The organism is Aeromicrobium sp. P5_D10 (assembly GCF_054049535.1).
Window position 1 is genome coordinate 410114 of the sequence record NZ_JBFUME010000006.1, and the last position, 25258, is coordinate 435371.

At 65.1% G+C, this 25258-nt stretch carries 26 protein-coding genes; 6 read left to right on the forward strand and 20 right to left on the reverse strand.

Annotated features, from left to right (window positions below):
• Nucleotides 1-33 precede the first annotated feature (33 nt).
• From ACXJKC_RS14540 to ACXJKC_RS14575, 8 genes are all read right to left on the reverse strand, one after another.
• The gene (locus tag ACXJKC_RS14540) at nucleotides 34-720 is read right to left on the reverse strand and encodes a hypothetical protein (protein ID WP_456697450.1); all 687 of its coding nucleotides are present in this window, start codon (nucleotides 718-720) and stop codon (nucleotides 34-36) included.
• Nucleotides 721-730: 10 nt separating this feature from the next.
• Nucleotides 731-1351 carry an NAD(P)H-dependent oxidoreductase gene (locus ACXJKC_RS14545; protein WP_456697451.1) on the reverse strand — a complete coding sequence of 207 codons (621 nt, stop codon included), beginning with the start codon at nucleotides 1349-1351 and terminating at the stop codon, nucleotides 731-733.
• Nucleotides 1352-1381: 30 nt separating this feature from the next.
• Nucleotides 1382-2533 (reverse strand): cystathionine gamma-synthase, encoded by a 1152-nt coding sequence (locus ACXJKC_RS14550; protein WP_456697452.1) that lies wholly within the window; start codon nucleotides 2531-2533, stop codon nucleotides 1382-1384.
• Nucleotides 2530-3903, reverse strand: a complete 1374-nt coding sequence (locus tag ACXJKC_RS14555; protein ID WP_456697453.1) for a cystathionine beta-synthase — start codon at nucleotides 3901-3903, stop codon at nucleotides 2530-2532. Before ACXJKC_RS14555 ends, ACXJKC_RS14550 begins: the two co-directional genes overlap by 4 nt.
• Nucleotides 3904-3919: 16 nt before the next feature.
• Nucleotides 3920-4411: a hypothetical protein gene (locus ACXJKC_RS14560; protein WP_456697454.1), complete on the reverse strand. Its 492-nt coding sequence runs from the start codon at nucleotides 4409-4411 to the stop codon at nucleotides 3920-3922.
• A gap of 215 nt (nucleotides 4412-4626) precedes the next feature.
• A complete protein-coding gene (locus tag ACXJKC_RS14565; protein WP_456697455.1) occupies nucleotides 4627-5136 on the reverse strand; it encodes a DUF6318 family protein in 510 nt (169 codons plus the stop codon).
• 123 nt (nucleotides 5137-5259) lie between these two features.
• Nucleotides 5260-7560 (reverse strand): protein translocase subunit SecD, encoded by a 2301-nt coding sequence (secD, locus tag ACXJKC_RS14570; RefSeq protein ID WP_456697456.1) that lies wholly within the window; start codon nucleotides 7558-7560, stop codon nucleotides 5260-5262.
• Between the two features lie 54 nt (nucleotides 7561-7614).
• Complete coding sequence (locus ACXJKC_RS14575; protein ID WP_456697457.1) at nucleotides 7615-7950, reverse strand: hypothetical protein; 336 nt, start codon at nucleotides 7948-7950, stop codon at nucleotides 7615-7617.
• Nucleotides 7951-8017: 67 nt separating this feature from the next.
• On the opposite strand from ACXJKC_RS14575, the gene ACXJKC_RS14580 reads away from it, so the two are divergent.
• A complete protein-coding gene (locus tag ACXJKC_RS14580; RefSeq protein ID WP_456697458.1) occupies nucleotides 8018-8995 on the forward strand; it encodes an aldo/keto reductase in 978 nt (325 codons plus the stop codon).
• A 156-nt stretch (nucleotides 8996-9151) separates the two neighbouring features.
• Here ACXJKC_RS14580 and ACXJKC_RS14585 read toward each other — a convergent pair whose 3' ends face one another.
• Genes ACXJKC_RS14585 through ACXJKC_RS14600 form a run of 4 tightly spaced genes read right to left on the reverse strand, consistent with a single transcriptional unit; the run spans nucleotide 9152 to nucleotide 12574 of the window.
• Nucleotides 9152-9742, reverse strand: a complete 591-nt coding sequence (locus ACXJKC_RS14585; RefSeq protein ID WP_456697459.1) for a hypothetical protein — start codon at nucleotides 9740-9742, stop codon at nucleotides 9152-9154.
• A gap of 56 nt (nucleotides 9743-9798) precedes the next feature.
• The gene (efeU, locus tag ACXJKC_RS14590; protein WP_456697460.1) at nucleotides 9799-10659 is read right to left on the reverse strand and encodes an iron uptake transporter permease EfeU; all 861 of its coding nucleotides are present in this window, start codon (nucleotides 10657-10659) and stop codon (nucleotides 9799-9801) included.
• A gap of 53 nt (nucleotides 10660-10712) precedes the next feature.
• A complete protein-coding gene (locus ACXJKC_RS14595; protein WP_456697461.1) occupies nucleotides 10713-11987 on the reverse strand; it encodes an HRDC domain-containing protein in 1275 nt (424 codons plus the stop codon).
• Nucleotides 11984-12574, reverse strand: coding sequence for a DUF3000 domain-containing protein (locus ACXJKC_RS14600; RefSeq protein WP_456697462.1), 591 nt, complete (start codon nucleotides 12572-12574; stop codon nucleotides 11984-11986). Before ACXJKC_RS14600 ends, ACXJKC_RS14595 begins: the two co-directional genes overlap by 4 nt.
• A gap of 70 nt (nucleotides 12575-12644) precedes the next feature.
• Between ACXJKC_RS14600 and hemE the strand changes: the two genes are divergently transcribed.
• Genes hemE through hemQ form a run of 3 tightly spaced genes read left to right on the forward strand, consistent with a single transcriptional unit; the run spans nucleotide 12645 to nucleotide 15759 of the window.
• Nucleotides 12645-13682 carry a uroporphyrinogen decarboxylase gene (hemE, locus tag ACXJKC_RS14605; protein WP_456697463.1) on the forward strand — a complete coding sequence of 346 codons (1038 nt, stop codon included), beginning with the start codon at nucleotides 12645-12647 and terminating at the stop codon, nucleotides 13680-13682.
• Between the two features lie 2 nt (nucleotides 13683-13684).
• Nucleotides 13685-15037, forward strand: a complete 1353-nt coding sequence (gene hemG, locus ACXJKC_RS14610; RefSeq protein WP_456697464.1) for a protoporphyrinogen oxidase — start codon at nucleotides 13685-13687, stop codon at nucleotides 15035-15037.
• A complete protein-coding gene (gene hemQ, locus ACXJKC_RS14615) occupies nucleotides 15034-15759 on the forward strand; it encodes a hydrogen peroxide-dependent heme synthase (protein WP_456697465.1) in 726 nt (241 codons plus the stop codon). The genes hemG and hemQ overlap by 4 nt, the downstream gene beginning before the upstream one ends.
• A gap of 102 nt (nucleotides 15760-15861) precedes the next feature.
• Here the strand turns inward: hemQ and msrB are convergent, their stop codons facing one another.
• The 3 genes from msrB to ACXJKC_RS14630 are packed head-to-tail and all read right to left on the reverse strand — an operon-like array spanning nucleotide 15862 to nucleotide 17485.
• Entirely contained in the window at nucleotides 15862-16284 is a 423-nt protein-coding gene (gene msrB / locus ACXJKC_RS14620; RefSeq protein WP_456697466.1) for a peptide-methionine (R)-S-oxide reductase MsrB, read from the reverse strand.
• A 34-nt stretch (nucleotides 16285-16318) separates the two neighbouring features.
• Nucleotides 16319-16807: a hypothetical protein gene (locus tag ACXJKC_RS14625; RefSeq protein ID WP_456697467.1), complete on the reverse strand. Its 489-nt coding sequence runs from the start codon at nucleotides 16805-16807 to the stop codon at nucleotides 16319-16321.
• Between the two features lie 27 nt (nucleotides 16808-16834).
• Nucleotides 16835-17485 (reverse strand): dihydrofolate reductase family protein, encoded by a 651-nt coding sequence (locus ACXJKC_RS14630; RefSeq protein ID WP_456697468.1) that lies wholly within the window; start codon nucleotides 17483-17485, stop codon nucleotides 16835-16837.
• A gap of 54 nt (nucleotides 17486-17539) precedes the next feature.
• On the opposite strand from ACXJKC_RS14630, the gene ACXJKC_RS14635 reads away from it, so the two are divergent.
• On the forward strand, nucleotides 17540-18373 hold the full coding sequence (locus ACXJKC_RS14635) for a PPK2 family polyphosphate kinase (protein ID WP_456697469.1): 834 nt from the start codon (nucleotides 17540-17542) through the stop codon (nucleotides 18371-18373).
• A gap of 71 nt (nucleotides 18374-18444) precedes the next feature.
• Here ACXJKC_RS14635 and ACXJKC_RS14640 read toward each other — a convergent pair whose 3' ends face one another.
• The 4 genes from ACXJKC_RS14640 to ACXJKC_RS14655 form a co-directional block, all read right to left on the reverse strand.
• Nucleotides 18445-19203 carry a sirohydrochlorin chelatase gene (locus ACXJKC_RS14640; protein WP_456697470.1) on the reverse strand — a complete coding sequence of 253 codons (759 nt, stop codon included), beginning with the start codon at nucleotides 19201-19203 and terminating at the stop codon, nucleotides 18445-18447.
• Between the two features lie 219 nt (nucleotides 19204-19422).
• Complete coding sequence (locus ACXJKC_RS14645; RefSeq protein WP_456697471.1) at nucleotides 19423-21108, reverse strand: nitrite/sulfite reductase; 1686 nt, start codon at nucleotides 21106-21108, stop codon at nucleotides 19423-19425.
• 306 nt (nucleotides 21109-21414) lie between these two features.
• The gene (locus ACXJKC_RS14650) at nucleotides 21415-22041 is read right to left on the reverse strand and encodes a hypothetical protein (protein WP_456697472.1); all 627 of its coding nucleotides are present in this window, start codon (nucleotides 22039-22041) and stop codon (nucleotides 21415-21417) included.
• The gene (locus ACXJKC_RS14655) at nucleotides 22041-23690 is read right to left on the reverse strand and encodes an acyl-CoA dehydrogenase family protein (RefSeq protein WP_456697473.1); all 1650 of its coding nucleotides are present in this window, start codon (nucleotides 23688-23690) and stop codon (nucleotides 22041-22043) included. The genes ACXJKC_RS14650 and ACXJKC_RS14655 overlap by 1 nt, the downstream gene beginning before the upstream one ends.
• Before the next feature lie 17 nt (nucleotides 23691-23707).
• Between ACXJKC_RS14655 and ACXJKC_RS14660 the strand changes: the two genes are divergently transcribed.
• Nucleotides 23708-24607, forward strand: a complete 900-nt coding sequence (locus tag ACXJKC_RS14660) for a YihY/virulence factor BrkB family protein (protein ID WP_456697474.1) — start codon at nucleotides 23708-23710, stop codon at nucleotides 24605-24607.
• Here the strand turns inward: ACXJKC_RS14660 and ACXJKC_RS14665 are convergent.
• A complete protein-coding gene (locus tag ACXJKC_RS14665) occupies nucleotides 24604-24876 on the reverse strand; it encodes a hypothetical protein (protein WP_456697475.1) in 273 nt (90 codons plus the stop codon). The genes ACXJKC_RS14660 and ACXJKC_RS14665 overlap by 4 nt on opposite strands.
• Nucleotides 24877-25258 lie beyond the last annotated feature (382 nt).

A 25258-nucleotide genomic window follows, 5' to 3' on the forward strand; every position in this document is an offset into this window, starting at 1 on the left:
GAGTCGTGGGCGTCAACGTCGCAGGTCAGAGCTTCATTCCACAGGCTCTTCGGGCGTGGGAGTCGGGGTGGTCGCAGCAGGCGTCGGCGTGGTCTGGGTCGGTGCAGGCGTGGTGGCAGTCGGCGTCGGTGCCGGCTTGGTCGCGGTAGGCCTCGGGGTCGGCGTCTTCTCAGTTGCCGGAGCCTTGTCGGGCTCGTCCTTGTCGTCATCCTTGTTCTTGTTGTCGTCGGATGACTTGCTCGACTTTCCGCTGAAGGTGTCACCGATCGTGGTGCCATGAGATCCGTCCAGCGACTTGCCTGACACCAGCTCGACCGTGGAGATGGCGGCCAGTGCCAGCAGCATCAGAACCACCGCCGTGGCAATGATGGTCTTCCAGTGCAGCCGACGGTCGGGCTTCTCGATGACTTCAGCTCGCCTGACAGGGGAGCGGTCGACTTCTGCGGCCTGTTCGATCGCCTCGGCCATCTCGCCGTCCTGCACGGTCTTTTCGATCATCGTGCCGCTGGCGGTCTGCACGAGCAGGGTCTTGCCCTTGTGGAGTGTCCGGCCGTACAGCGCGGCACTGATCGAGGCGACGAAGCTCGCAACCGCGGTGCCGATCAAGGTGCCGGCGACCCCCAGGCTCGACGCGATCCACGCCGCTGTGACGGCCGCGAGGACGCCTGCCGCGACCTGGAACCACGACATCTCACCCAGCAGATTTCGGCGTTCAGACATACGGACCAGCCTACGAGGCAGGTCCGAATGTCGTGACAGCCAGCGTCGTGACCTCATCGAGCCAGGTGGCGCGTTGTTCGTCAGAGGCGTCTGCGACGGGTCGAAGGACCCGCCTGGTGACCTGCGGCGCGCCGAGGTACGGCGCGATACAGCGACCCCAGATCGATGCGAGCGGGTCCTTGTAGAGAGTTTCCTCACGCTCGTCGGTGGTGTCCGAGGTATTGACGACGAACAGGTTCTGGATCGGTGCGAGCGGCTCGGGGTGGCCGGTGGCTTCGGCCAGGCGGTAGGCGACGCCGGGCACGACAACACGGTTGACCCAACCGGTCAGGATCGCCGGCGGCATTCCCCACCAGTTGGGATGGACCACGACCAGCCCCTCCGCCCTGCGCAGTTCTTCGCGGTGCAGCGCGATCAGCGGATCCTCTTCACGGGTCAACACCGACTCGATCACGTCACCGCTCGTGTGCGATTCATATGACGTGAGGATCGGATCGAACCGCTCGGCGTACAGATCGTGTGATCGCACCTCGTGGCCCTGTTCGAGAAGCCTCTGGCCTATGCGCTCAGCGAGGGCATGGCAGTAGCTCGCGGAACGGGGATGAGCCAGCAGCAGCATCACGTCACTCATGTGCTGATTCTGGCAGGGCCGCGGAGCAGATCAGTTCAGGGCTTGCTCCAGATCGGCGATCAGATCGGCGATGTCTTCGATACCGACCGACAACCGCACCAGATCGTCAGGAACCTCCAGGAGCGATCCGGCGGTCGAAGCGTGGGTCATCGCACCTGGGTGCTCGATCAGCGACTCGATACCGCCCAGGCTCTCGGCCAGGGTGAAGAGCTTGGTGCGGGCGCAGAAATCCAACGCTGCCTGCTGGTCCTTAAGCCGGACCGAGATCATGCCGCCGAAGCGGCGCATCTGCTTGGCGGCGACTTCGTGACCCGGGTGTCCTGGCAATCCCGGGTAGAGGATCGACGAGATCGCCGGGTGACCCTGCAGGAAGCTGACGATCGCCTCGGCGTTGTCGCAGTGCTTCTCCATCCGCAGCGCGAGAGTCTTTGCGCCGCGCATCGTCAGGTAGGCGTCGAAGGGACCGGGTACGCCACCTGAACCGTTCTGCAGGAACGCGAACTTGGTGTCGAGTTCCTGATCGTTCGTGACCAGTACACCGCCGACAACATCGGAGTGTCCGCCCACGTACTTCGTTGTCGAGTGCAGGACGACATCGGCGCCGAGCGCGAGCGGCTGCTGCAGATACGGCGAGGCGAACGTGTTGTCGACCACGAACGTCGTCCCCGCCGAACGGGAGATCTCCGCAATGGCGGCGATGTCTCCGACGTTGAGCAGCGGATTGGTGGGGGTCTCGATCCAGATGGCCTTGGTGTCAGGCGTGATCGCGGCACGGATCGCGTCGAGGTCGTTGACCGCCGCCGGCGTGTAGGTGATGCCCCACTGGCTGAAGACCTTGTCGATCAGCCGGAACGTTCCGCCGTATGCGTCGTCGGGAATCACCAAGTGGTCTCCAGGACGCAGCAACGAGCGAAGGGCGCAGTCGGTGGCAGCCATGCCGGAGCTGAATGCGCGGCCGTACGAGCCGCCTTCCAGCGCCGCCAGGTTGGCTTCGAGCGCGGCACGAGTCGGATTGCCGGTGCGGGCGTACTCGTAGCCGCCGCGCATGCCGCCGACGCCGTCCTGCGCGAACGTCGAGCTGGCGTAGATCGGCACGTTGACGGCGCCGTTCTCGGCGTTGGGTTCATAGCCGGCGTGGATTGCGCGGGTTGCGAAGCCGTTGTTCTCGTCGACAGTGCTCATACGTGCACTCCCAGCAGATCGTGGCGCGTCAGCACGCCGAGTGGTTTGCCGTCCTCGATGACCATGACCGCATCGCTGGCGCTCAGCGCCTTCAGTGCAACATCGAGTCCTTCGCCTGCGCCGAGCAACGGGAGCTTGGGCTCCATGTGCTGCGAGACCGGGTCGGTGAGCTGCGCCCGGCCTTCGAACACCGCGCTGATCAGTGCGCGTTCGTTGACGCTGCCGGCCACTTCGCCGATGACGACGGGGGGCTCAGCGCCGACAACGGGCATCTGGGAGACGTTGTACTCACGCAGGATCTCGATCGCGTCACGAATCGTCTCGGACGGGTGAGTGTGGACCAGAGCGGGCATCCCGCCGGTCTTGCTGCGCAGTACGTCACCTGCGGTGATCTCGTGCGGATGGCCGTCGAGGGGTTCGCGCAAGAAGCCGTAGGACGACATCCAGTCGTCGTTGAAGATCTTCGACAGGTAGCCGCGGCCACCGTCAGGAAGGAGTACGACGACAAGCGCGTCAGGACCTGCCTCGGCTGCGACCTGCAAGGCAGCGACGGTTGCCATGCCGCATGAACCGCCGACCAGCAGACCTTCTTCGCGGGCCAGACGACGGGTCATGTCGAATGAGTCGGCGTCGGAGACAGCGATGATCTGATCGGGGATCGCCGGGTCGTAGGCGCTGGGCCAGAAGTCTTCACCCACGCCTTCGACCAGATACGGACGACCCGTTCCACCGGAGTACACGGACCCTTCCGGGTCGGCTCCGATGACCTTGATGGCCGGGTTCTTCTCCTTCAGGTACTTTCCGACGCCGGAGATCGTGCCGCCGGTGCCGACGCCGGCCACGAAGTGGGTGACCTTGCCGTCGGTGCCTTTCCAGATCTCCGGACCGGTGGTCTCGTAGTGGCTCTCGGGACCGGCGGGGTTGGAGTACTGGTCGGGCTTCCAAGCACCTTCGGTGTCGCGCACGAGCCGATCGGAGACGTTGTAATAGCTGTCGGGGTGTTCAGGCGGGACGGCTGTAGGGCACACCACGACTTCGGCGCCGTAGGCCTTCATGGTGTTGCGCTTGTCTTCGCTGACCTTGTCGGGGCAGACGAAGATGCACTTGTAGCCGCGTTGCTGCGCCACGAGGGCCAGGCCCACGCCGGTGTTGCCGGACGTCGGCTCGACGATCGTGCCGCCGGGCTTCAAAGCTCCGGATGCTTCGGCGGCGTCGACCATCTTGACCGCGATACGGTCCTTGGCGCTGCCACCGGGGTTGAAGTACTCGACCTTGGCGGCAACCGTGGCCGCGCCGGGAGTCGTGACGGAGTTGAGCCGCACCAGCGGGGTGTTGCCGATCAGGTCGACGATGTGGTCTGCAATGGGCATGCGGCCATTGTTGCACTCAGGGTTTCGTCAGCACGGGGGCCGCTTCAGCGACGTCGAGCTGGGCTATCGGGCCCGACGCGGTGAGGGTCTCACGGAGCGTCTTCCAGTCCCTGCCATCTATGCGATATCGGACTCGGTACGTCACGTCGACCCGGGCTTTGATGTCGTCGGCGGGACGTAGGTAACGGTGGGTCACGTCCATCGCGGGGTACGGCTTGCCGGGACCGGCGGTGTCCTGGCGGGTGCCGTCTCCGTGGGTCCAGCGGAAGTTGATCGGAACGGCCGTCAGGTCGACCTCGAAGCCGAGGAGGGTCACGCTTCGCTCGAACGGCCGGGGTTCGGCGTGGAAGATCGTGGGGACGTTGACGAGGGTCCTGTCGCCCGGTTGGATCTTGACCTGCAAGCTCGGAAGACCGATCGTCCGGGCGGCACGCAGGACGTCCCCTTCGGTGGGCTCAGGTCGAGGTTCCGCAGTGTCTGGAGGAAGCGTTGAGAAGCCGCCACCCATACGGCACTCGCCACTGGTGCCTCCAAAACAGTGCAGAGAGTCAGGCGGTCCGGTAAGTGGGTCATTTACTGGATTGGACGGTAGCTTTCCGGGAACTCCCGTCTCAGCGTCAAGGTGAATCTCCGGCGCCCATTCATCGGGCGCGAAATCAACGTCCGCTTGGGCAACTCCAAGCCCAACACCCCAAATCGCTGCGGTCGCAACTGCAAGGCGAATCACTTTTCATCACCATCCCTGATTGCCAAAACTTGATATGGCGGATTCTTGGAGAGGACAAACACGAAGGTGTGCGATTGCGTCTTTCGGCCTTCACGAACGTCCATCTCAGTTTGGACTTCCAATCCTTCGCGATTCGAAGAGACCATGTAGTCGGTGGGCGCCCAAAGCGTGCCCGCAAAACGCTCGCCGTCGACGGGTGGCTTTGCAAAAGCATCTGCAAAGCTAGTGCAAGCGTTGCAGTCAGCAGACGCGCTCAGCATTGATGACGTATCGCCTGTCCTGGCGGCGAAGTTGACTAGTTCGATGTAGTGCTTCACGAAGGCTGCTGCACCTTCGGGCGAGTCCTCGCCGGCCTGCGCGGGCATGGGCGGCACGGTCGGAGCAGCAGTCGGCGGCGCCGAAGACCCAGGCGTCGTTGCCGACCCGTTCGGCTCGCGCGGCGTCGGGTCGGACGAGCAGGCGCCGACGAGCAATAGAGCTGCCAGGACCGTCCCGATAGTGCGCATGGCGCGAAACTACCCAATTGGCGACAAGATGTCAGCAGGCCAGTCAAAACCTGTGGACAAATGATGAGCGGCGTGACCATTGAGGGCCGAAGCTCCCAATGATCACGCCGCGACGGGGTCAGATCAGACAACTGCTCCCGTGATGTTCTTGCCGTCGTCGACGTTCGCGTAGGGGTCGATGACCTTCTTGCCCTCGGCATCCGGATTGAACGGGAAGCGCTCCTCAAGGACGACCGCCAGCGCCGAAGCGGTGAAGATCGTCGACAGGATGCCAACCGACAGACCCATCAACAACGCGATCGCGAAGTCGGTCAACGAGTCGCCGCCCAAGAACGCGAGCGCCGCCAGGATGAACATCGCTCCGAGACCTGTGTTGATGGTTCGGGGGATGGTCTGCAGGATCGCGTCATTGACGACTCCACGCAGCGGCCTATCGCGATTCTCGCGAGTGTGTTCTCGGATCCGGTCGAATACGACGATCGTGTCATTGACCGCCAGACCGATGATCGACAACACGGCTGCGAGGAACACGCCGTCGATCGGCTTGCCCCACCACGCGAACGCACCGACGACGGTCAGCACGACCGACGACATCGACAGCACGGCCGCGGCGGCGTAGGTCCAGCGGAATCGCCAGGCGAGGTAGAGCATCTGCGCGGCGACAGCGATCGCGAAGGCGATCAGCGCCTTGTTGCGCAACTCCTTGCCGAGGCTCGGGCCGATCAGCTCATCGCGTTCTTTCTCGACGTCGCCGGCGATCGTGCCCAGCGCTTCTTGGATCTCGACTGCTTCGTCGTCGGTGATCTTGTCGAGACGGACCGTGATGTTCTCGCGACCTTCTTCGCCGGACGACGACTGGACGACCGCGCTCGGGAAGCCGGCTTCGCCGACGACCTCGCGGGCCTTCTCGGCGTCAACCGCTTTGGTCGTGGAGTACTCCAGGAGACGTCCACCGGTGAACTCGACACCGAGGTTGAGGCCCCGGATCGCGATACCACCGATGGAGACCACGGCGACGACCAAAGTGATGACGATCCAGGTGCCGCTTCGCTTCATCAGGTCGGGTCCGCTCTCGGTGAGCCACTTGCGGATACGACCGGTACCCGCCAAGCCACTCATACCCGGACGGTTGCGGACGAATGCGCGTTTGACCGCCCACTCACAGAGCACACGAGCGATAACCAGCGCCGAGACCATCGAGGCGACGACACCGATCGACAGGGTCACACCGAAGCCCTTGACCGGGCCGGATGCGAAGAAGAACAACAGCGCGGCAGCCAGCATCGTCGTGACGTTGGAGTCGATGATCGCCGACCACGCCTTGTTGAAGCCGGTCGAGAGTGCGGGGGAGAGACCCGCCGCGCTGCGTTCGGCGTACTCTTCGCGTGCTCTCTCGAACACCAGGACGTTGGCGTCGATAGCCAATCCGATCGCCAGCACGAATCCGGCCAGACCCGGCAGGGTCAACGTCGAGCCGAGCCAGACGAGCATGCCGTAGGCGAGGAGCGCGTACGTGCCGAGCGCGATCGTGGCGAGGAAGCCCACGAGGCGGTACACGAACATGATGAACAGGCCGGTGAGGATGATGCCGATGATGGCGGCCTCGATGGAGGCGTCGATCGCGACCTTGCCGAGCGTTGGGCCGACGGTCCTCTGCTCGACGATCTCGACCTTGACCGGCAGGGCGCCGCCCTTGATCAGTACTGCGAGGTCGGTGGCGCTCGACTGGGTGAAGCTGCCGGTGATGCTGGTGCTGGCACCGCCTCCGGACTGGCACATCTCGGGCACTACGCCGGGTGAGGAGATGACCTTGTCATCGAGCAGGATTGCGACGCGGTTGCCCGCGGCGGGGTTGGCGCAGGCATCGCTGACCAGTTGTTTCCAACCGGAACTGCCCTTGCCGTTGAACGAGACATTGACGACCCACTGGCCGATGCTGTCCTGCGGGATCGCGGCTTCGGCGTTCTTGACGCCGTTTCCGTCGAGGAGCTGCTTTCCGAGCAGGATCGGAGCGCCCGATTCGTCGTTGACGATCTGTTCGTCGGGTCCGGGCTTGGCGTCCGGCTCGGGAACAGACAGCACCTCGTGGAACGACAGCTGTGCGGTCTGGCCGATGACCTTGGCCGCTTCGCGGGGGTCCTGGACGCCGGGCAGTTCGACGATGATGCGCTTCTCGCCGGAACGGGCGAGGGTCGGCTCCGAGACGCCGAGCGCATCGACACGTCCACGAAGGACGCTGAGCGCGCGGTCGGTCGATTCGGCATTGGCTTTGACGGTCTTGGTGTCCTGGGCTTCAAGGACGATCTGGGTTCCGCCCTTGAGGTCCAGGCCGAGTTTGGCCGGCGTGGTGAGGGCGAGCAGGAGTGACACGGCGATGACGGCGAACGCGCCGATCGCGCGCCACATGGGGGCACGGGATGTCATGAGGTGACTTTCAGATGGCGCCGTTGGGCGCGGGGTGGACTGGCGGGCACGAACTCAAAGAGTCGGCGGAGCCCGTCCAAGAGGTGCCGGAGTGCCGGCCGATAGCCGAGTCTGCGCATCCGACGGGACGGTACTGATGGTCGGCGTCAGAATCGGTTCGAACGGCTCTGGTGGAGTCGACGCCAAATCGAGGTGGAGTTGGAGTTGATCGTGCTGGGACGGTGTCGACACGGCCAGATGCCGGCCGGGCGTCGACTCCGTGGTGGCTTGGCCTGCGGCAGACATGGCACGCGTCGCAGTGCTGCGGGCAGTGCCGCCGGTGGCCACGAGAAGCATCGCGACGCACGTCACCATGAGAACGGCAGCTATCCTGCGCGTCGCGGTCCTCATGAGCATTCGAGGAGTCTAGCCGGACGGGGGGACCAGCGAGCACCATCGCCATCTCTAAAGTGGGGCCATGACCCAAACGCCCCGCACCCTTGGCTCCAGCGACATCGAAGTTTCGACACTCGGCATCGGCTGTAACGCCTTCGGCGCTCGGATCGATCTCGAACAGACGCGCAAGGTGGTCGACGCCGCGATCGACTCTGGAGTGACATTCTTCGACACCGCAGACGTGTACGGATTCGGTGAGAGCGAGGAGCTTTTGGGAGCGGCGCTCGGCACCCGCCGCGATGACGTGGTCGTCGCCACCAAGTTCGGTATGGACATGCAAGGCGTCAACGGCGATGACCAGGGGCGCCGGGGCTCGAAGGCCTATGTACGGACCGCAGTCGAGGCCAGTCTCCGACGTCTGGGCACCGACCGGATAGACCTGTACCAGTTGCACACTCCCGATCCGTCGACCCCTTTGGAAGAGACCCTCGGTGTGCTCACCGAGTTGGTCACCGAGGGCAAGGTCCGGGCCATCGGGGCGTCCAACGTGCAGGCCTGGCAGATGGTGGACGCTTCCTGGATCTCGCGCACACACGATCTGGCCGGGTTCGTGACGGCACAGAACGAGTACAGCCTCTACAACCGGCTGGCCGAGGTGGAGCTGACCCCGGCCTGTCAGGCATTGGGTGTCGGCATCTTGCCGTACTTCCCGCTCGCATACGGTCTGCTGACCGGCAAATACCGACGGGGTGAGGCGGCACCCGAAGGGACCCGCCTGTCGTTGTCGGCGCAGGCGGCCCGCCTCCAGAACGCGGACTGGTCGCGGATCGAGCGACTCGAAGAGTTCGCCGCGGCACATGGCATCACGATTCTGGAGTTGGCCATCGGTGGATTGGCAGCGCAACCGGCCGTGTCGAGTGTCATCGCGGGAGCCACCAAGCCCGAGCAGGTGCTTGCCAATGTGAAAGCTGCCAGCTGGGTTCCGACGGCAGAAGAGTTTGCCGAGCTGCAGCTGATCGGTCAGCCGTCGCAGTCGTATACGACGTTCGCGCCCAACTAGAGGTTGGGTCACGCCGGGCTGGGAAGCGCCTCACGGCGCATGGCCGCTCGAAGCGGCTAATTTTGGGACCCGGGGCTACCGCAGCCCGACGCAGGAACAAGCCTAACCCGACACCTGGTCCACACAAGGCGAGTGGTGCGCGATGGCCAGATGTGTCTAGTGGAGTTCGCCACACCGTTCGAGTTCGGCGGCCCGGCGCAGGGCCAATGCGGTGTCGACGAGCTTGGCGGCACTGAGCGGATCACCCGATTCCAGCTGGGCCCGACCCACCGCGACGATGCGCGCGAAAGCAGCCGCCCGGTCGAGGGTCACGTCGAAGTCGGTTGCGACGATCCCACGGACCACGATGTCGACCAGAGCGATGACCTCTTGCGGTCCCGGAGGATCGACGACGCCGGCGAGTACTTCTTCCACCGGAGCGAACGCCTTTCCGGCGGCGAACTCCCGGGCCGCCTCATCGGGTTGGCGATGGACCCACGTGCGCAGCAGGTACAGCCGCCACAGAGCGCCGGCCAGACTGTCGGACGGGGCATGGAGCCAGAGCTCGGCGATCGTGCCGAGCCCGTCCTCATCGGCCAGATGCAATACCCGGTCCACGAGATGCTGATCGGCGTCGCCGTGAGGTCCACGCACCAGCAGGTTCGCGATCCGATGACCGGCAGCTGTCATTTCGGCCGGATCGGCCCCGCCCGGTTGAGAGGCGAACAGGGCAGGACCCGGCAGGGCAGGCTTGTCGTACCTGGTCATCGTCCGTCACCGGGTGCCGCGTCCATGGGAAACACCGTAACCCTGCCGGGCAACTGTCAAACAGTCTTGACTTTCTGCGGCTCTGCGACGACTGCTTTGGGCTTACGGGAGTACAACCACAAGACCGGCACGAGGTACGCGGCCCAACCGATGATCTGGAGCCACGAGGGGTTCGGCTGGAAGTTGACCGTGCCCTTGAGCAACGTGCCGTACCAGCTGTCGGGAGGGATCGTCGCGGAGATGTCGAAGGCCGCATTGCCGAGATTCGTGATGGGACCGACGTCGAAGGTCAATCGGGGCAGGAAGCCGGCCTCCTGCAGATCGTAGATGCCGTAGGCCAAGACGCCGGCTGCGACCACGATGAGCAGGTAGCCCGTGACGGTGAAGAATTTGCCGAGGTTGACCCGGATGGCACCTCGGTAGATCAGGTAGCCGAGGATCACCGCCACCAGCAGCCCGAGCGCGGCACCGATGAACGGCTGGGGCGTGTAGGCGTCTGCGACGGTGCCGTACATGATGGCGGCAGTTTCGAGCCCCTCGCGGCCCACCGTCAAGAACGCCACGATCGTGATGGCGAAAGGACCGAGCGCGATGGCGTCGGCCAATTCGCTTTCGAGTTCCTTCTTCAGTCCGCGGGCGGTGCGCCGCATCCAGAAGATCATCCACGTGACGAGCCCGGCGGCGAAGATCGACAATGTCCCGCCGACAAGCTCCTGAGTCCGGAACGGAAGCGAACCGACCGCGATCGTGATGACGGTGAAGGTCGCGATGACGAGAGCCAATGCGGCCGCGATGCCGAACCAGATGTACTTGATGTCGTGACGCCGGTTGGTTTTCACCAAGTAGGCGATGAGGATGCTGACGACCAGGCTGGCTTCGAGGCCCTCACGCAGTCCGATCAAGAAGTTGGCAAGCACTCAGCAAGTGTAAGGGTAGGCAACGCTCACTTAGGTGTGAGCCGGCTGTGACTTCAGACCGAGCGTGGAGACAGTGCGTCCGTCAGCGGCTCGACGATCAGGCTGATCTGCCATGGTCGGGCGCCTTGCGCGCTGAGCGCCGCTGTGACGGTCTCGACGCTGATCTCGGCGGGCGGTTCCCAGGCCAGATTGCGGACCAGCTGCGGCGAGATCAAATTCTCGGTCGGTAGATCGTGCTGTCCGGCCACGGCCGTGATGACTTCGCGGCTTCGTCCGAGGCGCTCGGCCGCCTCCGGGTTCTTGTCGGCCCAGGCTCGCGGCGGCGGTGGACCGTCAGTGCGCTGGGTGTTGGTCGGCAGCTTGATCTCGCTGAGTGCCTGGCCGCGGGTGATCGCATCGAACCACTCGGTCGCGAAGCGCCGGGGTCCTCGGTTGCGCATCAGGCGCATGGACTTGAGCGCGCTGACGTCGGCGGGCGGTGCCGTGGCGAGTTCGAGAATCGAGGCGTCGGGGAGGATGCGCCCCGGTGTCGTATCGCGCTCGGCGGCGATCCGGTCACGCGCCTCCCAGAGTTCGCGGACGAGAGCAAGTGCGCGGCGTCCGCGAGCCTTGTGGATGCCAGACGTGCGGCGCCATGGCTCCTTGCGCTCAGGGGGACCCTGGAAGAGCAGCAGTGCCTCGAACTCCTCGGCGGCCCACTCGCGTTTGCCGGCCTTCTGCAGGTCGGCATCGATCAGATTGCGCAGCTCGACGAGCACCTCGACGTCCAGCGCTGCGTAGACGAGCCAGGGCTCGGGCAGCGGCCGGGTCGACCAATCGGCTGCGGAGAACTCCTTGGCCAGGCTCAACCCCAGATAGTGCTCGACCAGCGCCGCCAGGCCCACCCTGGGCAGATTGAGCAACCGGCCGGCCAACTCGGTGTCGAACAGCGACTCCGGGTAGAGGCCGACCTCGGCCAGGCACATCAGATCCTGGGTCGCGGCATGCAGGATCCACTCATTGCCGTCGAAGGCGGTGTCGAGTGGCACCAGACTGTCGAAAGCGGTGGGGTCGACCAGATGGGTGCCCGAGCCCTCCCGGCGGATCTGGATCAGGTACGCCCGTTGGGAGTAGCGGTACCCAGACGCCCGCTCGGCGTCGAGCGCGATGGGTCCGGTGCCGGACATGATCCGATCACACGTGTCCTGCAGCTGCGCCTCGGTCGATACGACCGCGGGCAGGGGATCGCGAAGTTCAAGGCGGGGCGCCTCGGGTTTGACTGGCTCGGCCGCAGCGTCGCTGGGTCCCGGGTCGACTTCGTCCGATGGCGTCTGGTCAAACGCTGTCAACGGACACCGCGCTTTCGCTGGAGGGGGATGACTCCCGGAGCGAGCGGCGGGAGGCCGGAGATCGCCCCGAGAAGATGCGACCACGCGGAGGCGTGGCTCGCGGCGCTGACAGTCGGCGACAGGAGCGGGGTCCAAGAAGCGCGCACTTCGATCTGTGCATCGCCGCCCTCGCCCGCCATTTCCCCGAATCCTTCCGACCGCACGACCGTCACACTGCCGCTTGCCGAAGTGTAGGTGCTGCCGTAGGCGTCGAGCGCTTCGGTCAGCCAGCTCCAGCCGACGCTGGGCAGGACGGGGTCTGCGGCCATGTCGGCCTCGATGTCGGCGCGGGCGAATGTCACACAGCGGAACGTTCCACCCCACGCGTCATTTCCGGCCGGATCGTGCAGCAGGATGAAGCGACCGGTGGCCAGCTCCTCATCGCGCACGATGACATCGCCGCTAATCGCGAACGAGTAAGGCGCGATCCGTTGGGGCGCGGGCATCTCGTCGGCCACGACTTCGGGTCGAAGGACGGCGTGCCGTACCTGCTCGACTGCAGCGGCGAATTGAGCCGGCGTGCGATCGATCTCACTGGTAACTCCCACCCTGTGATGGTAGGCGCGTCGGGGTCCACGCCAGGGGCCGACACTCCGCACGACCTGAGAGACTGGGGGAGTGAACCCTCTTCTGAGCGACAGTGCGTTCCTGCAAGCCTGCCGAGGCGTTCGGCCCAACCACACTCCGGTGTGGTTCATGCGCCAAGCCGGTCGTTCGCTGCCGGAGTACCTTGCGATCCGTGAGGGCACCACGATGCTCGAGTCGTGCTTTCGCACCGATCTGGTCGTCGAGATCACGATGCAGCCGGTCAGAAGGCACGGGGTGGATGCGGCAATCTTCTTCTCCGACATCGTGGTGCCGTTGAAGGCCATCGGCGTCGATTTAGACATCGTCCCGGGCACCGGTCCGGTAGTCGCTGAGCCGATCGTGTCGCTCGACCAACTGGGGCAGTTCCGGGACGTGGAGGCCGACGATGTCACGCCGATCACCGACGCCGTCAAGGCCTTGGTGGGCGAGCTCGGTTCCACGCCGCTGATCGGATTCGCCGGTGCACCGTTCACCCTCGCCTCCTACTTGATCGAAGGTGGTCCATCACGCGATCACCGCAAGACCAAGCAGTTGATGTACTCCGATCCCGATCTCTGGCATGCGTTGCTGGGACGAGTCGCCAAGATCGCGGGGCAGTTCCTGCGCCTGCAGGTCGAGGCCGGCGCTTCGGCCATCCAGTTGTTCGACTCGTGGGCCGGTGCCTTGTCGCTGGCCGACTACGAGACCTACGCCAAGCCACACTCAGCCGCCGTACTGGAGTCGGTGGCCGACCTCGACGTGCCGCGGATCCACTTCGGTGTCGGCACCGGCGAGCTGCTCCACGCGATGGGCGATGCCGGAGCCGATGTGGTCGGCGTCGACTGGCGGGTACCGATGGACGAGGCAGTGCGCCGAATCGGGCCGGGTAAGGCTGTGCAAGGCAATCTCGACCCGACGACGTTGTTCGCGCCCACGGAATTCGTCCACGCTCGGGCGGCCGAGGTCATCGAGGCGGGTCGAAGTGCCGAGGGACACGTCTTCAACCTCGGGCACGGTGTGTTGCCCGCGACCGATCCCGATTCGCTGACCCGCCTCGTGGAGTTCATCCACGGCTACGAACCGAAGTGACGGTGAGCCAGCGCATGCGAGTGGCCGTCGTCGGCGCAGGAATGGCGGGCCTGTCGGCGGCATATGAGCTGGCGGGTGGCGGTGCCGACGTTGTGGTGCTGGAAGGCGCCGACCGGATCGGGGGCAAACTGCAACTCGGCGAGATCGGCGGGATGACGATCGATCTGGGTGCCGAGTCGATCCTGGCCCGGAGACCTGAAGGGCTGGAGCTTGTCGACCAGATCGGGCTCGACGACGCGGTCGTCCATCCCGCGACCTCATCGGCTGCCATCTGGACGCGGGGCGCATTGCGGCCCATGCCGCCGACGATCCAAGGTGTTCCGGCCGACCTGGCCGCGCTGAAGGCGTCCGGCATCGTGACCCGCGAGGTCGAGGCGACGGTCCTGCCGCTTCCCGAGGAGGACGTTTCGGTTGCCTCATTCGTCGCCGACCGGGTTGGTCGCGAGATCGTGGATCGCCTGATCGAACCGCTTCTCGGCGGGGTCTACGCCGGGCATGCCGACCGGTTGTCGCTGCTGGCGACGTCGCCGCAGATCGCAGCTCTGGGCCCCGATCTCCTCGACGGCGCGGCCAGAGCTCGGGCGGCGTCGACGGCGAGTGGCCCGGTGTTCTTCGGTCTGCGCGGAGGCGTTGGCCGATTGCCCCACGCCCTCGCGGCAGCTGGCGCATTCGACGTCCGGCTCAACAGCACGGTCCGGGCAATCAGCCGAACCCCCGACGGCTGGCGCCTCATCGTCGGGCCGACGACGGCGGTCGAAGTGCTCGAGTTCGACGCTGTGGTGATGGCGGCCCCCGCTCCAGCAGCGGCCCGTCTCCTGGCCGACGTGGCTCCCGCGGCGGCGTTCGCGCTCGCCGGCGTCGATTACGCCAGTATGGCGATCGTGACGGTAGCGCTCGAAGGCGCGAACGACCCCGGCGGATCCGGATTCCTCGTGCCGCCGATCGACGGGACGACGATCAAGGCTGCGACCTATTCGACCAATAAATGGGGTTGGTCGGCTGAGCAGGCCAACGGGCTGACGATCGCACGAGCGTCCATCGGGCGTGCCGGTGAGACGGCGCTGCTGCACCACGATGACGATGAGTTGATCGAGCGTGCGTTGGCCGATCTGACCGCTGCCACGGGAAGCACTGGCCGCCTGGTCGATGCCCAGGTGCAGCGGTGGGGCGGAGCGCTGCCCCAGTACGAGGTCGGACACCTCGATGTGGTCGAGACCGTGGAAAGGTCCATCGCCGAGGTACCTGGCCTTGAGGTGTGCGGTGCGGCGTACCGCGGTGTCGGCATCCCCGCCGTGATCGGCTCGGGTCGGGCTGCCGGTCGGCGTGTGTTGGACGTTGACACAATGGGTGCATGACGTCACCCATCGCCGCAGACCGAATTAAGGGCAAAGGCAAGCTCGCCAAGGAGATCAACGAGACCATCCGCTACACGATGTGGTCGGTCTTCCGCTTGGATCGCGTTTTGGGCGACGGCGCTCGACAGCCCGAGGCGGCAGAAGTCCAGGCGCTGTTCGAGCAGCTCGCCGCCGAGGACGTCGTCGTACGCGGTACCTATGACGTCAGCGGCCTGCGCGCCGATGCCGATCTGATGATCTGGTGGCATGCCTCGACGAGCGATGCGCTGCAGCGGGCCTACAACCTGTTCCGCCGCACCGCCCTCGGCGCACGGATGGCCCCGGTGTGGTCGCAGATGGCATTGCACCGTCCTGCCGAGTTCAACCGCGCGCACATTCCGGCCTTCATGGCCGATGAAGAAGTGCTCGACTACGTCTGCGTGTATCCGTTCGTCCGCTCGTACGAGTGGTACCTGCTACCCGACGACGAACGCCGCGACATGCTCAAGGAACACGGCATGCAGGCACGCCCGTATCCGGATGTCCGCGCCAACACCGTCGCATCCTTCGCGCTCGGCGACTACGAATGGATGCTGGCGTTCGAAGCCGCCGAACTGCATCGCATCGTCGATCTGATGCGCGACCTGCGCGCCAGCCGCGCTCGTCGCCACGTCCGCGAGGAAGTCCCGTTCTACACCGGCAAGAAGCACTCTCTCGCCGACCTGGTCAACCTCTGGCCCTAACGCCCGCGAGTCACCTAGTTACCGGCGGCGAGTCACTCCGTTACGCGCAGTGAGTAACCGAGTGACTCGCGAGCGGTAACCGAGTGACTCGCGAGCGTTGGGTCAGGCGGGGGTGAGCTTGAGGCTGATGCCGTTGATGCAGAAGCGCTGATCTGTCGGGGTGTCGAAGCCTTCACCCTCGAAGACGTGTCCGAGGTGCGAGCCGCAGTTGGCGCAGCGCACTTCGGTGCGCGGGCGGCCGGGGATCGACGGGTCCTCGACGTACTCGACGCGGTCCTCGGCCAACGGCTGGTAGAACGCCGGCCAACCACAGTGCGCGTCGAATTTGGTCTCGCTGCGGAACAGTTCGGCGTCGCACGCTCGGCACGAGTAGACACCGACGGTCGGGTCGGTTTCATATGATGAGCTGAACGGTCGCTCGGTGCCGGCCTGACGGAGTACTTCGTACTCGGCGGGGGTCAATTCGGCTTTCCACTGCTCATCGGTCTTGTCGACGGCGTACGAACTATCGCGGATTTCACTCATGTGTCCAGCCTACGTCGGTCGTGGCAGCGGCTGATCAACGCTGGGCGTCGAACGGCACGTGCTCGAGCAGATGGACGCTGGGCACGTCGAGTTTGCGCTGCGCCCGCGACGTCCAGTCGATGCGCAGGAACTCCTTGACCAGATGCGGTTGAGTCAGCACGATGACCTCGCTGGATGCGGTGCTCTTGACCAAGGCCAAGAGTGCCGTGATCGGATCTTCCTCGGTCAACGTCGCCGACACCTGTTGCCCGCGTTCGACCAACAACGCGGCGCTGGCGTCCAATTCGGCCTGTCCGGCACTGACGATCTTGCTCTGGAGCTCGTCGATGTTCTCGATGTCGGCCATCGGCGCGATCTGACCGCCGAAAGTCGTCATCGAAGAGGCGAGCAATGCGGCGGAGTTCTCCACTGGCAACAGAAGGTGGTAGCGGACGGTGTCGTCCAAGCCCTCGTGCAGTGCGATGATCTGGTCGGCGTCGAGCGGATTGAGCTGTCGCTCGATCAGGAGTGCAACGTCAAACATACGCGGTGTCCTTTCGTTGTATTCAGCCTACTTGCGATCTCGTACCCACCGAGTCAACAGCACGTCGTCGACGTCGAATGAGTGGCCCAGGCGCATGGGCCGATCGAGCGCATGCTGGCCGTGCGCGATTCGGGGCGCCGGACCGGCGGCAAACACCGGCGCGACCGTGAGGCAGACCTCGTCGATCAGGTCGAGCGCCGCGAGTTCGCCGTGCAGGGTCGGCCCGCCCTCGCACAGGATGCGCAGCCAGCCGCGGGCGGCGAAGACTCCGAGGACGGCGGACCAGTCGATCTCGCCACGGCCCTCAGCGATGACCTCGACGCTTCCACGCAGCTCCTCGAGCTTCGCCGAGGGAGCGTCGGCCGTCGTGATGACGATCTGGCCATGGGTCAGCAGGATCCCGGGGATGTCGAGGCTACGGCTCACGATCGCGATCGGCAGCGAAGAGGGCTTGTAGCCTTCGGTACGGGCAGTGCCGGCTCCGACGACCACGACATCGGCCAGTGAGCGCAGGATCGAGAAGACCTGGGTGTCGATCTCGCCGCCCAGAGAGCCGCTCTTCCCGTCGCCGGCGAATGCGGCGCCGTCGAGGGTCGAAACGAAGTTGGTCCGGATCCAGGGCCGCGAAGATTCGGGATAGGCATACAAGCGTCTGAGCTCGGCGTCATCAGGCTGCATGACTGCACCTTACGGACCCCGGCGGGTTCTGGCCCGGTGGGGCATACTGCCCGCATGACCCAGTCACTCGGGAACCTGCTGTCCGTGTCCGGTCCGATCGTCCTCTCGGAGTATGACTCGCGGGCGACACCGGGATTCGACGGCGACAAGAGTCAGGCGGAGTCCCAGCTCAAGGACATCGCGCGCGAACTGGCGGATCTGCAGGAGCGGTTGTTCGCCGCCGGACGAACGGAATCGTCGTCGGCGAAGATCCTGCTGGTGCTGCAAGGCATGGATACGTCCGGCAAAGGAGGGACGCTACGCGGAGTCGCGGGGCTCTTCGACCCGCAGGGAGTATCGATCACCTCGTTCAAGAAGCCGACGCCGGACGAGCTGGAGCACGACTTCTTGTGGCGGATCGAGCAGGCACTGCCGGAGCCGGGCATGATCGGCATCTTCGACCGGTCCCATTACGAGGACGTTCTGATCGGCCGGGTCCGCCAGCTGGCACCGACCGAGGAGATCGAGCGCCGCTACATCGCGATCAACGATTTTGAGAAGCGCTTCCAAGACGGCGGCGGGCACATCGTCAAGTGCTTCCTGCACATCAGCGCCGAAGTCCAGCATGAACGGTTGACCGAACGGCTCAACGATCCCACCAAGTACTGGAAATACAATCCGGGAGATCTCGACGAACGCATGCTGTGGGACGACTACCAGCGAGCGTATGAGATCGTCCTCGAACGTTGCAGCGACGTCCCGTGGAACCTGGTCCCGGCTGGCCGCAAGTGGTACCGCAACTGGGCGGTAGCAACCCTCCTACGTGACCAACTAGCGTCCCTCAACCTGAACTGGCCACCAGCAACCTTCGACGTGGAAGCAGAAAAGGCCAGACTGGCGAGCATGTAACAGAAGATGTCGGCGGAAATGGGCCGAACCGTTCACCGGGACGACCCAAAACCGCCGATATCTTGGGGGTTCTAGGCGAAGAGTGCTTCTAGCGGGACGAGGTCCACTGCTCCGACGGCGTAGCGGGCCAGGATGATCCGGGCCACTTCGACGTCGACTCCCAGCGGTTCGGCTACCGCCACGGCGCCGGCCTCATACGCCAACTCCGCCACCCGGTCGGGCAGGACGCCCGGCGCGAGGAAGAGCTGACCCACCGCGATGTGGCGGCGCCCGTCGGCACGGTGCTGACGAACGGCTTCACCCGCAGCCGGCGGGACGCTCGACGCGAACGCCGCGATCGTCGGGAGCTTGTGATGCGAGCCCCAGGCTCGGGCCGCCCGCGAAATCGCCGCATTGGCGATCGGATCGGACGAACCGGCACCGGCCAGGACCAGAGCATCGAGTTCACGAACCCGGTTCTTCGACAGAGCCTCACGCAGTCGCTTGTCGAGCACGTGGAAGAAGGCGTTCTCGATCCCCAGGACTTTGGTGGCGTGGATCTTGACGCCGTCATGGCGGGTCGTGGCCCCGGCAATCGCCGCAGGAACGTCGACCTTGGCGTGGAACGCCTCGCTCAGCAGCAGCGGGACGACCACGATCTCCTGATGCCCCTCGGCGACGAGCTGGTCGACGGCACGGTCGAAGTTCGGCGCGACGTGATCGAGGAACGCCGGTTCAACCCGGAGGTCAGGCCGCATGCATGCGACCATCTCCAAAAGGGCTGTGATGGTGTCGGCGGAACGGGGATCCGTGCTGCCGTGCGCAAGAGCGATGAGTGCTGGTGCGGTCATGATGCTTGCCTCCTTCCAGAAGGTGCTGCGTTGGATGCTGCGGTTGGTGTGATGGGTGCGGTACTCAATGGGTGGTCAAGTTGTCGGGGGAGAGCTGGCCGATGAAGCCGAGCCGGAATGCCCTCAGACACGAGTGACACTCCCATTCCCCGTGCTTCTCGCCGTGCGGACGGATGTTCTCGTCGGCGCAGTACGGGCAGTTGTACGGAATCCCCCTCATCAGCGGAGCACCGCCTCGTCTGCTCGGGCGACCCAGCGGGCGAATGACTCGTCGTCGGCGCGCTCTTCGAGGTAGCTGCGTGAGAGCTTCTCGATGTACTCGGGCAGGTCTTCGCCCGACACCTTGTGCGCCCGCAGCTTGCGGCCGAACCCCGCATCGAGGCCCAGTGCGCCACCGAGGTGGACCTGGAAGCCTTCGACGGTGTTGCCGTCGGCGTCGTTGACGAGCATGCCCTTGAGGCCGATGTCGGCGGTCTGAATACGGGCACACGAGTTGGGGCAGCCGTTGACGTTGACCGTGATGGCACGATCCAGTTCGGGAACGCGCTTCTCCAGTTCGTCGATCAGCGTCGCGGCGCGGTCCTTGGTGTTGACGATCGCGAGCTTGCAGTACTCGATACCGGTGCAGGCCATGGTGTTGCGGCGCCACTGTGACGGGCGGGCGTGCAGGCCGATCGCGTCCAGGGCGGCGATCAGGGATTCGATCTTGTCCTCGGCGACGTCGAGCACGACCAGCTTCTGCATCGGCGTCGTGCGGACGCGGGTGCTGCCGTGGGCCTCGACGATGTCGGCGACCTGATTGAGCAACGTGCCGGAGATACGTCCGACCGTGGCGGCGACGCCGACGTAGAACTTGCCGTCGGTCTGCGGGAACACGCCGACGTGGTCCGCGGGCGTCTCGGGATAGGCAGGTGCTTCGAGGTCGTCGAGCTTGCGGCCCAGGTACTCGGTCTCGAGGACCTCGCGGAACTTCTCGACGCCCCAGTCGGCGAGTAGGAACTTCAACCGGGCACGGGTGCGCAGGCGGCGGTAACCGTAGTCGCGGAAGATGCTGACGACGCCCTTCCAGACCTCGGGGACGTCCTCGAGTGAGACCCAGGTGCCGAGGCGCTGGGCCAGCATCGGGTTGGTCGACAGTCCGCCGCCGACCCAGAGGTCGAAGCCGGGGCCGTGGACGGGGTGGACGGCGCCGGTGAAGGCGATGTCGTTGATCTGGGGCACGACGTCGTGATCGGGATTGCCGCTGATCGCGGACTTGAACTTGCGCGGCAGGTTGCTGAACTCGCGGTCGCCGATGAACTGGCTCTCGATCGCGGCGATCGCCGAGGTGCCGTCGATGATCTCGTCGGCTGAGATACCGGCGACGGGGGAGCCGAGGATCACTCGGGGGCAGTCGCCGCAGGCTTCCTGAGTGGAGAGCCCGACGGCCTCCAGCCGGTTCCAGATCGTCGGGACGTCGCGGACGTCGATCCAGTGGTACTGGATGTTCTGGCGGTCGGTCAGGTCTGCGGTGTCACGACCGAACTCGATCGAGATGTCGGCGATGGTGCGCAACTGATCGAGATCGAGCTGTCCGCCGTCGACCCGCACTCGCATCATGAAGCGGTCGGCGTCGAGCTCTTCCGGTTCGAGCGTCGCGGTCTTGCCGCCGTCGATGCCCTCTTTGCGCTGGGTGTAGAGGCCCCACCAGCGGAAACGACCGCGCAGATCGCCGCCGTCGATCGACTCGAATCCGCCGTGCGCGTAGATGTTCTCGATACGAGCACGGACGTTGAGCGGGTTGTCGTCCTTCTTGGACTGCTCATTGGCGTTCAACGGCTCGCGGTAGCCCAACGCCCACTGGCCCTCGCCGCGTTTGGGACGCGGACGACGAGCTGGTGTGTCGGTGCCGGGTGCTGATGCCATGAGGATCCCTTGGGGCAGGGCACACGGCGATCAGGACAGGAACGTCACGGAGATGGTCGCCGCGCGCCTGATTGATGTGAGTCAGAGGAGGTGCGCGTAGATCAGCGACACATCATGTTGCGGGCACGACCGAGGTCAACGTGGATACGTCCCACGAGCCAGAGTGTCTGTGCCGAAAGCATGTGAACAGTCTGTAGTCGGTCTCGCGTCAGGACAAGCGTTCGTCTCGTTATCTGATACAGGTGTCCACATAGTGAGCAGTCGTTCGGTTATCCCAGCGAAAACCCGCGTGGATTGTGGCTCGACTCACTCAGTCGGTACGAGCACCGAGACGGCATAGGCTCCCACGAATGCGGCGACAAGCATCGATCCGGCGGCGACGAGAGCCACATCCCACGGCACCAGTCCCGCCGTCGCCAGGCCCAGCACCGCAGCCGGTTGGTAGACCGCGATGAGCCCGAGGGGCAGAATCGCGCCGCCCACGACGGCCGGAACCGCCGCCATCGCCTGAGGGCCACCACCGTCGACGCTGAGAGTCGCCCATGCGCCGATCAACCCGACAACACCCGCGCCGATCGCCGCCACGATGAGCGAGGGTGCTGCAAAGATCAAGGTGTCGCCGAGTTCGTCTTCCAGGCCGAGTACGGCAAATCCGGCGATCACTGCGCCCGCGACGTGTGCGGCGACGAGGGGCAACACATTCGCCCACGGTTGACGTCCGACGACTGCCAGTGTCATCAGCGACGCAGGGTTGACCAGACCGCCGGCCGCTTGGCCGTCATCGGAATGCAGTTGGGCGTACCAGGCGAACAGCACTGCTAGCGCCGCCACCGCAGCGATCGCGAGAGTTGCGTCGGCGGCACGCAGGGCCAGCGCGGCGACAAGCGTGGTCAGCGCCGATGTGAGGGCGGCGATCGTCAGGTGGCGTGGCATCAGGTGTCCAGCACCGGTGTGGTGCGCGCGACGATTCCCGCGAGGTCCAGGCCGCGGGGGAGCGTCCCGAACGTGCCACCCCAGTCGCCTCCGAGTCGCGAGGCGCAGAATGCATCCGCCACTGCAGGATCGCCGTGCTTGAGCAGGACGGCGCCCTGCAGGGTCGCCGCCATCTGACCGGCGACGCGGCGGGCCCGCAATTCGATGTCGGACAGGTCGGCCAGTTCGGTCAGAACCGTGTCGACCATCGTGTCGAGATGCTTGTTCTCACCGCGCACGCCTCCCACCTCGGTGATCCAGGCCTCGAGACTCTCCGGCGCACGTGAGACCGCGCGCAGGACGTCGAGGGCATTGACGTTGCCGCTGCCTTCCCAGATCGAGTTGAGTGGAGACTCGCGGAACAGCAGCGGCATGCCCGACTCTTCAACGAATCCATTGCCGCCGAGGCATTCCAGCGCTTCGGCAACCATGAACGGGGTCCGCTTGCAGACCCAGAACTTCTCAAGCGCCAGGCCGATCCGGCGCAGTGCCTGTTCGTGGGCGTCATTCGGCTTGTCGACGGCCGACGCGAGCCGTAGCGAGACCATCGTCGCGGCCTCGCTCTCGACGGCCAGGTCGGCCAGGACGTTGATCATGGCGGGTTGCTGGGCCAGTGTCGAGCCGAACGCTGCTCGTCGCGACGTGTGCCAGGCGGCTTCGGCCACCGCTTTGCGCATGATTCCTGCCGACCCGAGGATGCAGTCCTGTCGGGTCGCCGAGACCATTTCGATGATCGTGCGGATGCCGCGACCTTCATCGCCCAGACGCAGGGCCCAGGTTTCGTCGAACTCCATCTCACTCGATGCATTCGATCGGTTTCCGAGCTTGTCCTTGAGCCGGACGATCGCGAGATTGTTGCGGCTGCCGTCTGGACGGACACGCGGCACAACGAAGCATGTGACGCCCTCAGGGGCTTGCGCGAGGACCAGGAACACGTCGTTCATAGGTGCCGACGTGAACCATTTGTGACCCGTCAGCAGGTACTCGCCGTGTGTCTCGGTGGGACGTGCCACCGTCGCATTGGTGCGAAGATCGGATCCGCCTTGCTTCTCGGTCATGCCCATGCCGGCCAGCAGGCCCGCCTTCTGATCGGGCTCGCGGACGCCGAAGTCGTACGTCCGCGAGGACAGACCGCTCGTCCACTGCTTGGCGATCGCGTCGTCGACACGCAATGCCGGAATGACCGAGTACGTCATCGTGATGGGGCACATGTGTCCTTGTTCGACCTGACCCCAGGCGATGAACCCGGCAGCACGCTGCAGATGTGCGACGGGACTCGTCGACGTCCACGGCTCGGCTGTCAGACCGAAACCGACCCCCTGTTTCATGAGCCAATGCCACGAAGGATGGAACTCGACCTCGTCGATGCGGTTGCCGAATCGGTCGACCGGCCGCAGGACAGGCTCGTTCTCATTGGCCAGATGCCAGTGCTCACGCGCTTCCGCCGAGCCGGCGAGGGCCCCGAGCGGCGTCAGCGCCTCGACGATGTCGGCGGAGTTATCGCCTCCGAAGGCAGCCACCGAATCCATCAATGCCTGGTCGGCGGTGGCGACGTTGTAGCCAACCAAAGGGGAGGCCTGGTTCACGGGTTCGCGTTGCAGGGGGTCCATGTCGCTACGGTAGAGGCATGGCGGTGGAACCGGTAGACCGACCGGGATTCCCCGAAGCGGTCCGCAGACTCATTGCACGGACCATCAGCAGCTGTTTTCGCTATCGGGTCACCGGGCTGGCGGCCGAAGCTGCGTTCTTCGCGATCCTGTCGCTCCCGCCGCTGGTTTTCGGTCTGGCCGGCACGATCGGCTTCATCGCCGAGCGGTACGACGTCGCGCAGGTCGACGTCCTGAAGGATCGGATCATCGATCTGGCGTCGAAGGCGCTCACCGACAGCACGGTCGACAAGGTCATCGCGCCGACGCTCGACGAGGTGCTGGACGGGGGCCGAATCGACGTCATCTCGATCGGCTTCGTGTTGGCGCTCTGGTCGGGTTCGCGGGCGCTCAACGTCTTCCTCGACACGATCTCGATCATCTACGGTCTCGGGGGACACCGCGGCATCCTCAAGACACGGGCGCTGTCGTTCAGCCTCTACGTCGTGGCGCTCCTGGTCGGAATCGTCCTGGTGCCGATGGTCCTGATAGGTCCAGAATTCGCCGCCGACATGCTGTCGGACCGATGGTCGTTCTTGAGGGCGTTCTACTGGCCGGCCGTGTTGGTGCTGTCGGTCGGCTTCGTCACGACGCTGTACCACCTTGCCGTGCCGGTGCGGAAGAACTGGGCCGTCGGGATGCCGGGGGCAGTGCTGACGCTGATCTTCTGGATCCTCGGCAGCTATTTCGTCCGCTGGGCGTTGGGCTTCTCAACCGGCGGGATGTCGGTCTACGGTCCTCTGGCGGCGCCGATCGCGGTCCTGTTGTGGTTGTACGTCCTGTCGATCTCGGTGCTCATCGGAGCAGCTTTGAACGCGGCCGTCGAGCAGGCGGTCGAGGACCAGCGCTGGGGTCAGCCGCGGCCGCTCGACGAGGCCTAGGCCTCGCCGTCCACCTGGGTCCAGCCACTGTCGGTCGAATAGCTCTCGAGGACCCAGTCGTACCGGCAGAGTCGGGTCACTTCGGCGGCGGTCGACCTGGCGGTGTCTTCGCCACGGACCTGCAGGGCCATGATGTCGCCGTTGGTGAAGCTGATCCGGAACATTCCCTCGTACGGATCGTCGAGGCCCAGCGTGAGCAAGGGGTTCGCGCGGGCGCGCTCCAGATCTTCTTCCGTATGGAGGCGATCGGACATGTCGTTGTGCGTCACGCGTCGATTGTCCACCGAGTGGGGGAGATGTGCCGGGTGAACATGACAAAGTCCCTTGGCCGAGGTGGTGGGCGGCCAAAGGGACTCAGTCGCAGCGGCGGGCTCTTGGAGGAAGTCCCGCTCTGCTGCTGTGCACCGATCGTGCGTGACCAATCGGCTCGTCTCCGACGTTACGGAGCAGGTCTGCCGAGGTCCACAAACTCCGGGCGAACACTCGTCGACCAACTGGTGACACAGGTGTCGCCCCCGCCTTCCAGGGGAAGCCGACGGGGGCGACACTTCCGACTGTACGACGCTTCTGCGCGCGCGGGTATGCTGCCATGGACAGCTCACTCGATCTTCCGGGTGCAGCAGCGTTTCCGACATGAGGAGGTGAGGGTCT

Excerpts from the sequence above, each read along its gene's own strand:
- ACXJKC_RS14540 (WP_456697450.1), bottom strand. The coding sequence starts at position 720 with ATGTCTGAACGCCGAAATCTGCTGGGTGAGATGTCGTGGTTCCAGGTC.
- ACXJKC_RS14545 (WP_456697451.1), bottom strand. The coding sequence starts at position 1,351 with ATGAGTGACGTGATGCTGCTGCTGGCTCATCCCCGTTCCGCGAGCTAC.
- ACXJKC_RS14550 (WP_456697452.1), bottom strand. The coding sequence starts at position 2,533 with ATGAGCACTGTCGACGAGAACAACGGCTTCGCAACCCGCGCAATCCAC.
- ACXJKC_RS14555 (WP_456697453.1), bottom strand. The coding sequence starts at position 3,903 with ATGCCCATTGCAGACCACATCGTCGACCTGATCGGCAACACCCCGCTG.
- ACXJKC_RS14560 (WP_456697454.1), bottom strand. The coding sequence starts at position 4,411 with ATGGGTGGCGGCTTCTCAACGCTTCCTCCAGACACTGCGGAACCTCGA.
- ACXJKC_RS14565 (WP_456697455.1), bottom strand. The coding sequence starts at position 5,136 with ATGCGCACTATCGGGACGGTCCTGGCAGCTCTATTGCTCGTCGGCGCC.
- secD (WP_456697456.1), bottom strand. The coding sequence starts at position 7,560 with ATGACATCCCGTGCCCCCATGTGGCGCGCGATCGGCGCGTTCGCCGTC.
- ACXJKC_RS14575 (WP_456697457.1), bottom strand. The coding sequence starts at position 7,950 with ATGAGGACCGCGACGCGCAGGATAGCTGCCGTTCTCATGGTGACGTGC.
- ACXJKC_RS14580 (WP_456697458.1), top strand. The coding sequence starts at position 8,018 with ATGACCCAAACGCCCCGCACCCTTGGCTCCAGCGACATCGAAGTTTCG.
- ACXJKC_RS14585 (WP_456697459.1), bottom strand. The coding sequence starts at position 9,742 with ATGACCAGGTACGACAAGCCTGCCCTGCCGGGTCCTGCCCTGTTCGCC.
- hemQ (WP_456697465.1), top strand. The coding sequence starts at position 15,034 with ATGACGTCACCCATCGCCGCAGACCGAATTAAGGGCAAAGGCAAGCTC.
- msrB (WP_456697466.1), bottom strand. The coding sequence starts at position 16,284 with ATGAGTGAAATCCGCGATAGTTCGTACGCCGTCGACAAGACCGATGAG.
- ACXJKC_RS14625 (WP_456697467.1), bottom strand. The coding sequence starts at position 16,807 with ATGTTTGACGTTGCACTCCTGATCGAGCGACAGCTCAATCCGCTCGAC.
- ACXJKC_RS14630 (WP_456697468.1), bottom strand. The coding sequence starts at position 17,485 with ATGCAGCCTGATGACGCCGAGCTCAGACGCTTGTATGCCTATCCCGAA.
- ACXJKC_RS14635 (WP_456697469.1), top strand. The coding sequence starts at position 17,540 with ATGACCCAGTCACTCGGGAACCTGCTGTCCGTGTCCGGTCCGATCGTC.
- ACXJKC_RS14640 (WP_456697470.1), bottom strand. The coding sequence starts at position 19,203 with ATGACCGCACCAGCACTCATCGCTCTTGCGCACGGCAGCACGGATCCC.
- ACXJKC_RS14645 (WP_456697471.1), bottom strand. The coding sequence starts at position 21,108 with ATGGCATCAGCACCCGGCACCGACACACCAGCTCGTCGTCCGCGTCCC.
- ACXJKC_RS14650 (WP_456697472.1), bottom strand. The coding sequence starts at position 22,041 with ATGCCACGCCACCTGACGATCGCCGCCCTCACATCGGCGCTGACCACG.
- ACXJKC_RS14655 (WP_456697473.1), bottom strand. The coding sequence starts at position 23,690 with ATGGACCCCCTGCAACGCGAACCCGTGAACCAGGCCTCCCCTTTGGTT.
- ACXJKC_RS14660 (WP_456697474.1), top strand. The coding sequence starts at position 23,708 with ATGGCGGTGGAACCGGTAGACCGACCGGGATTCCCCGAAGCGGTCCGC.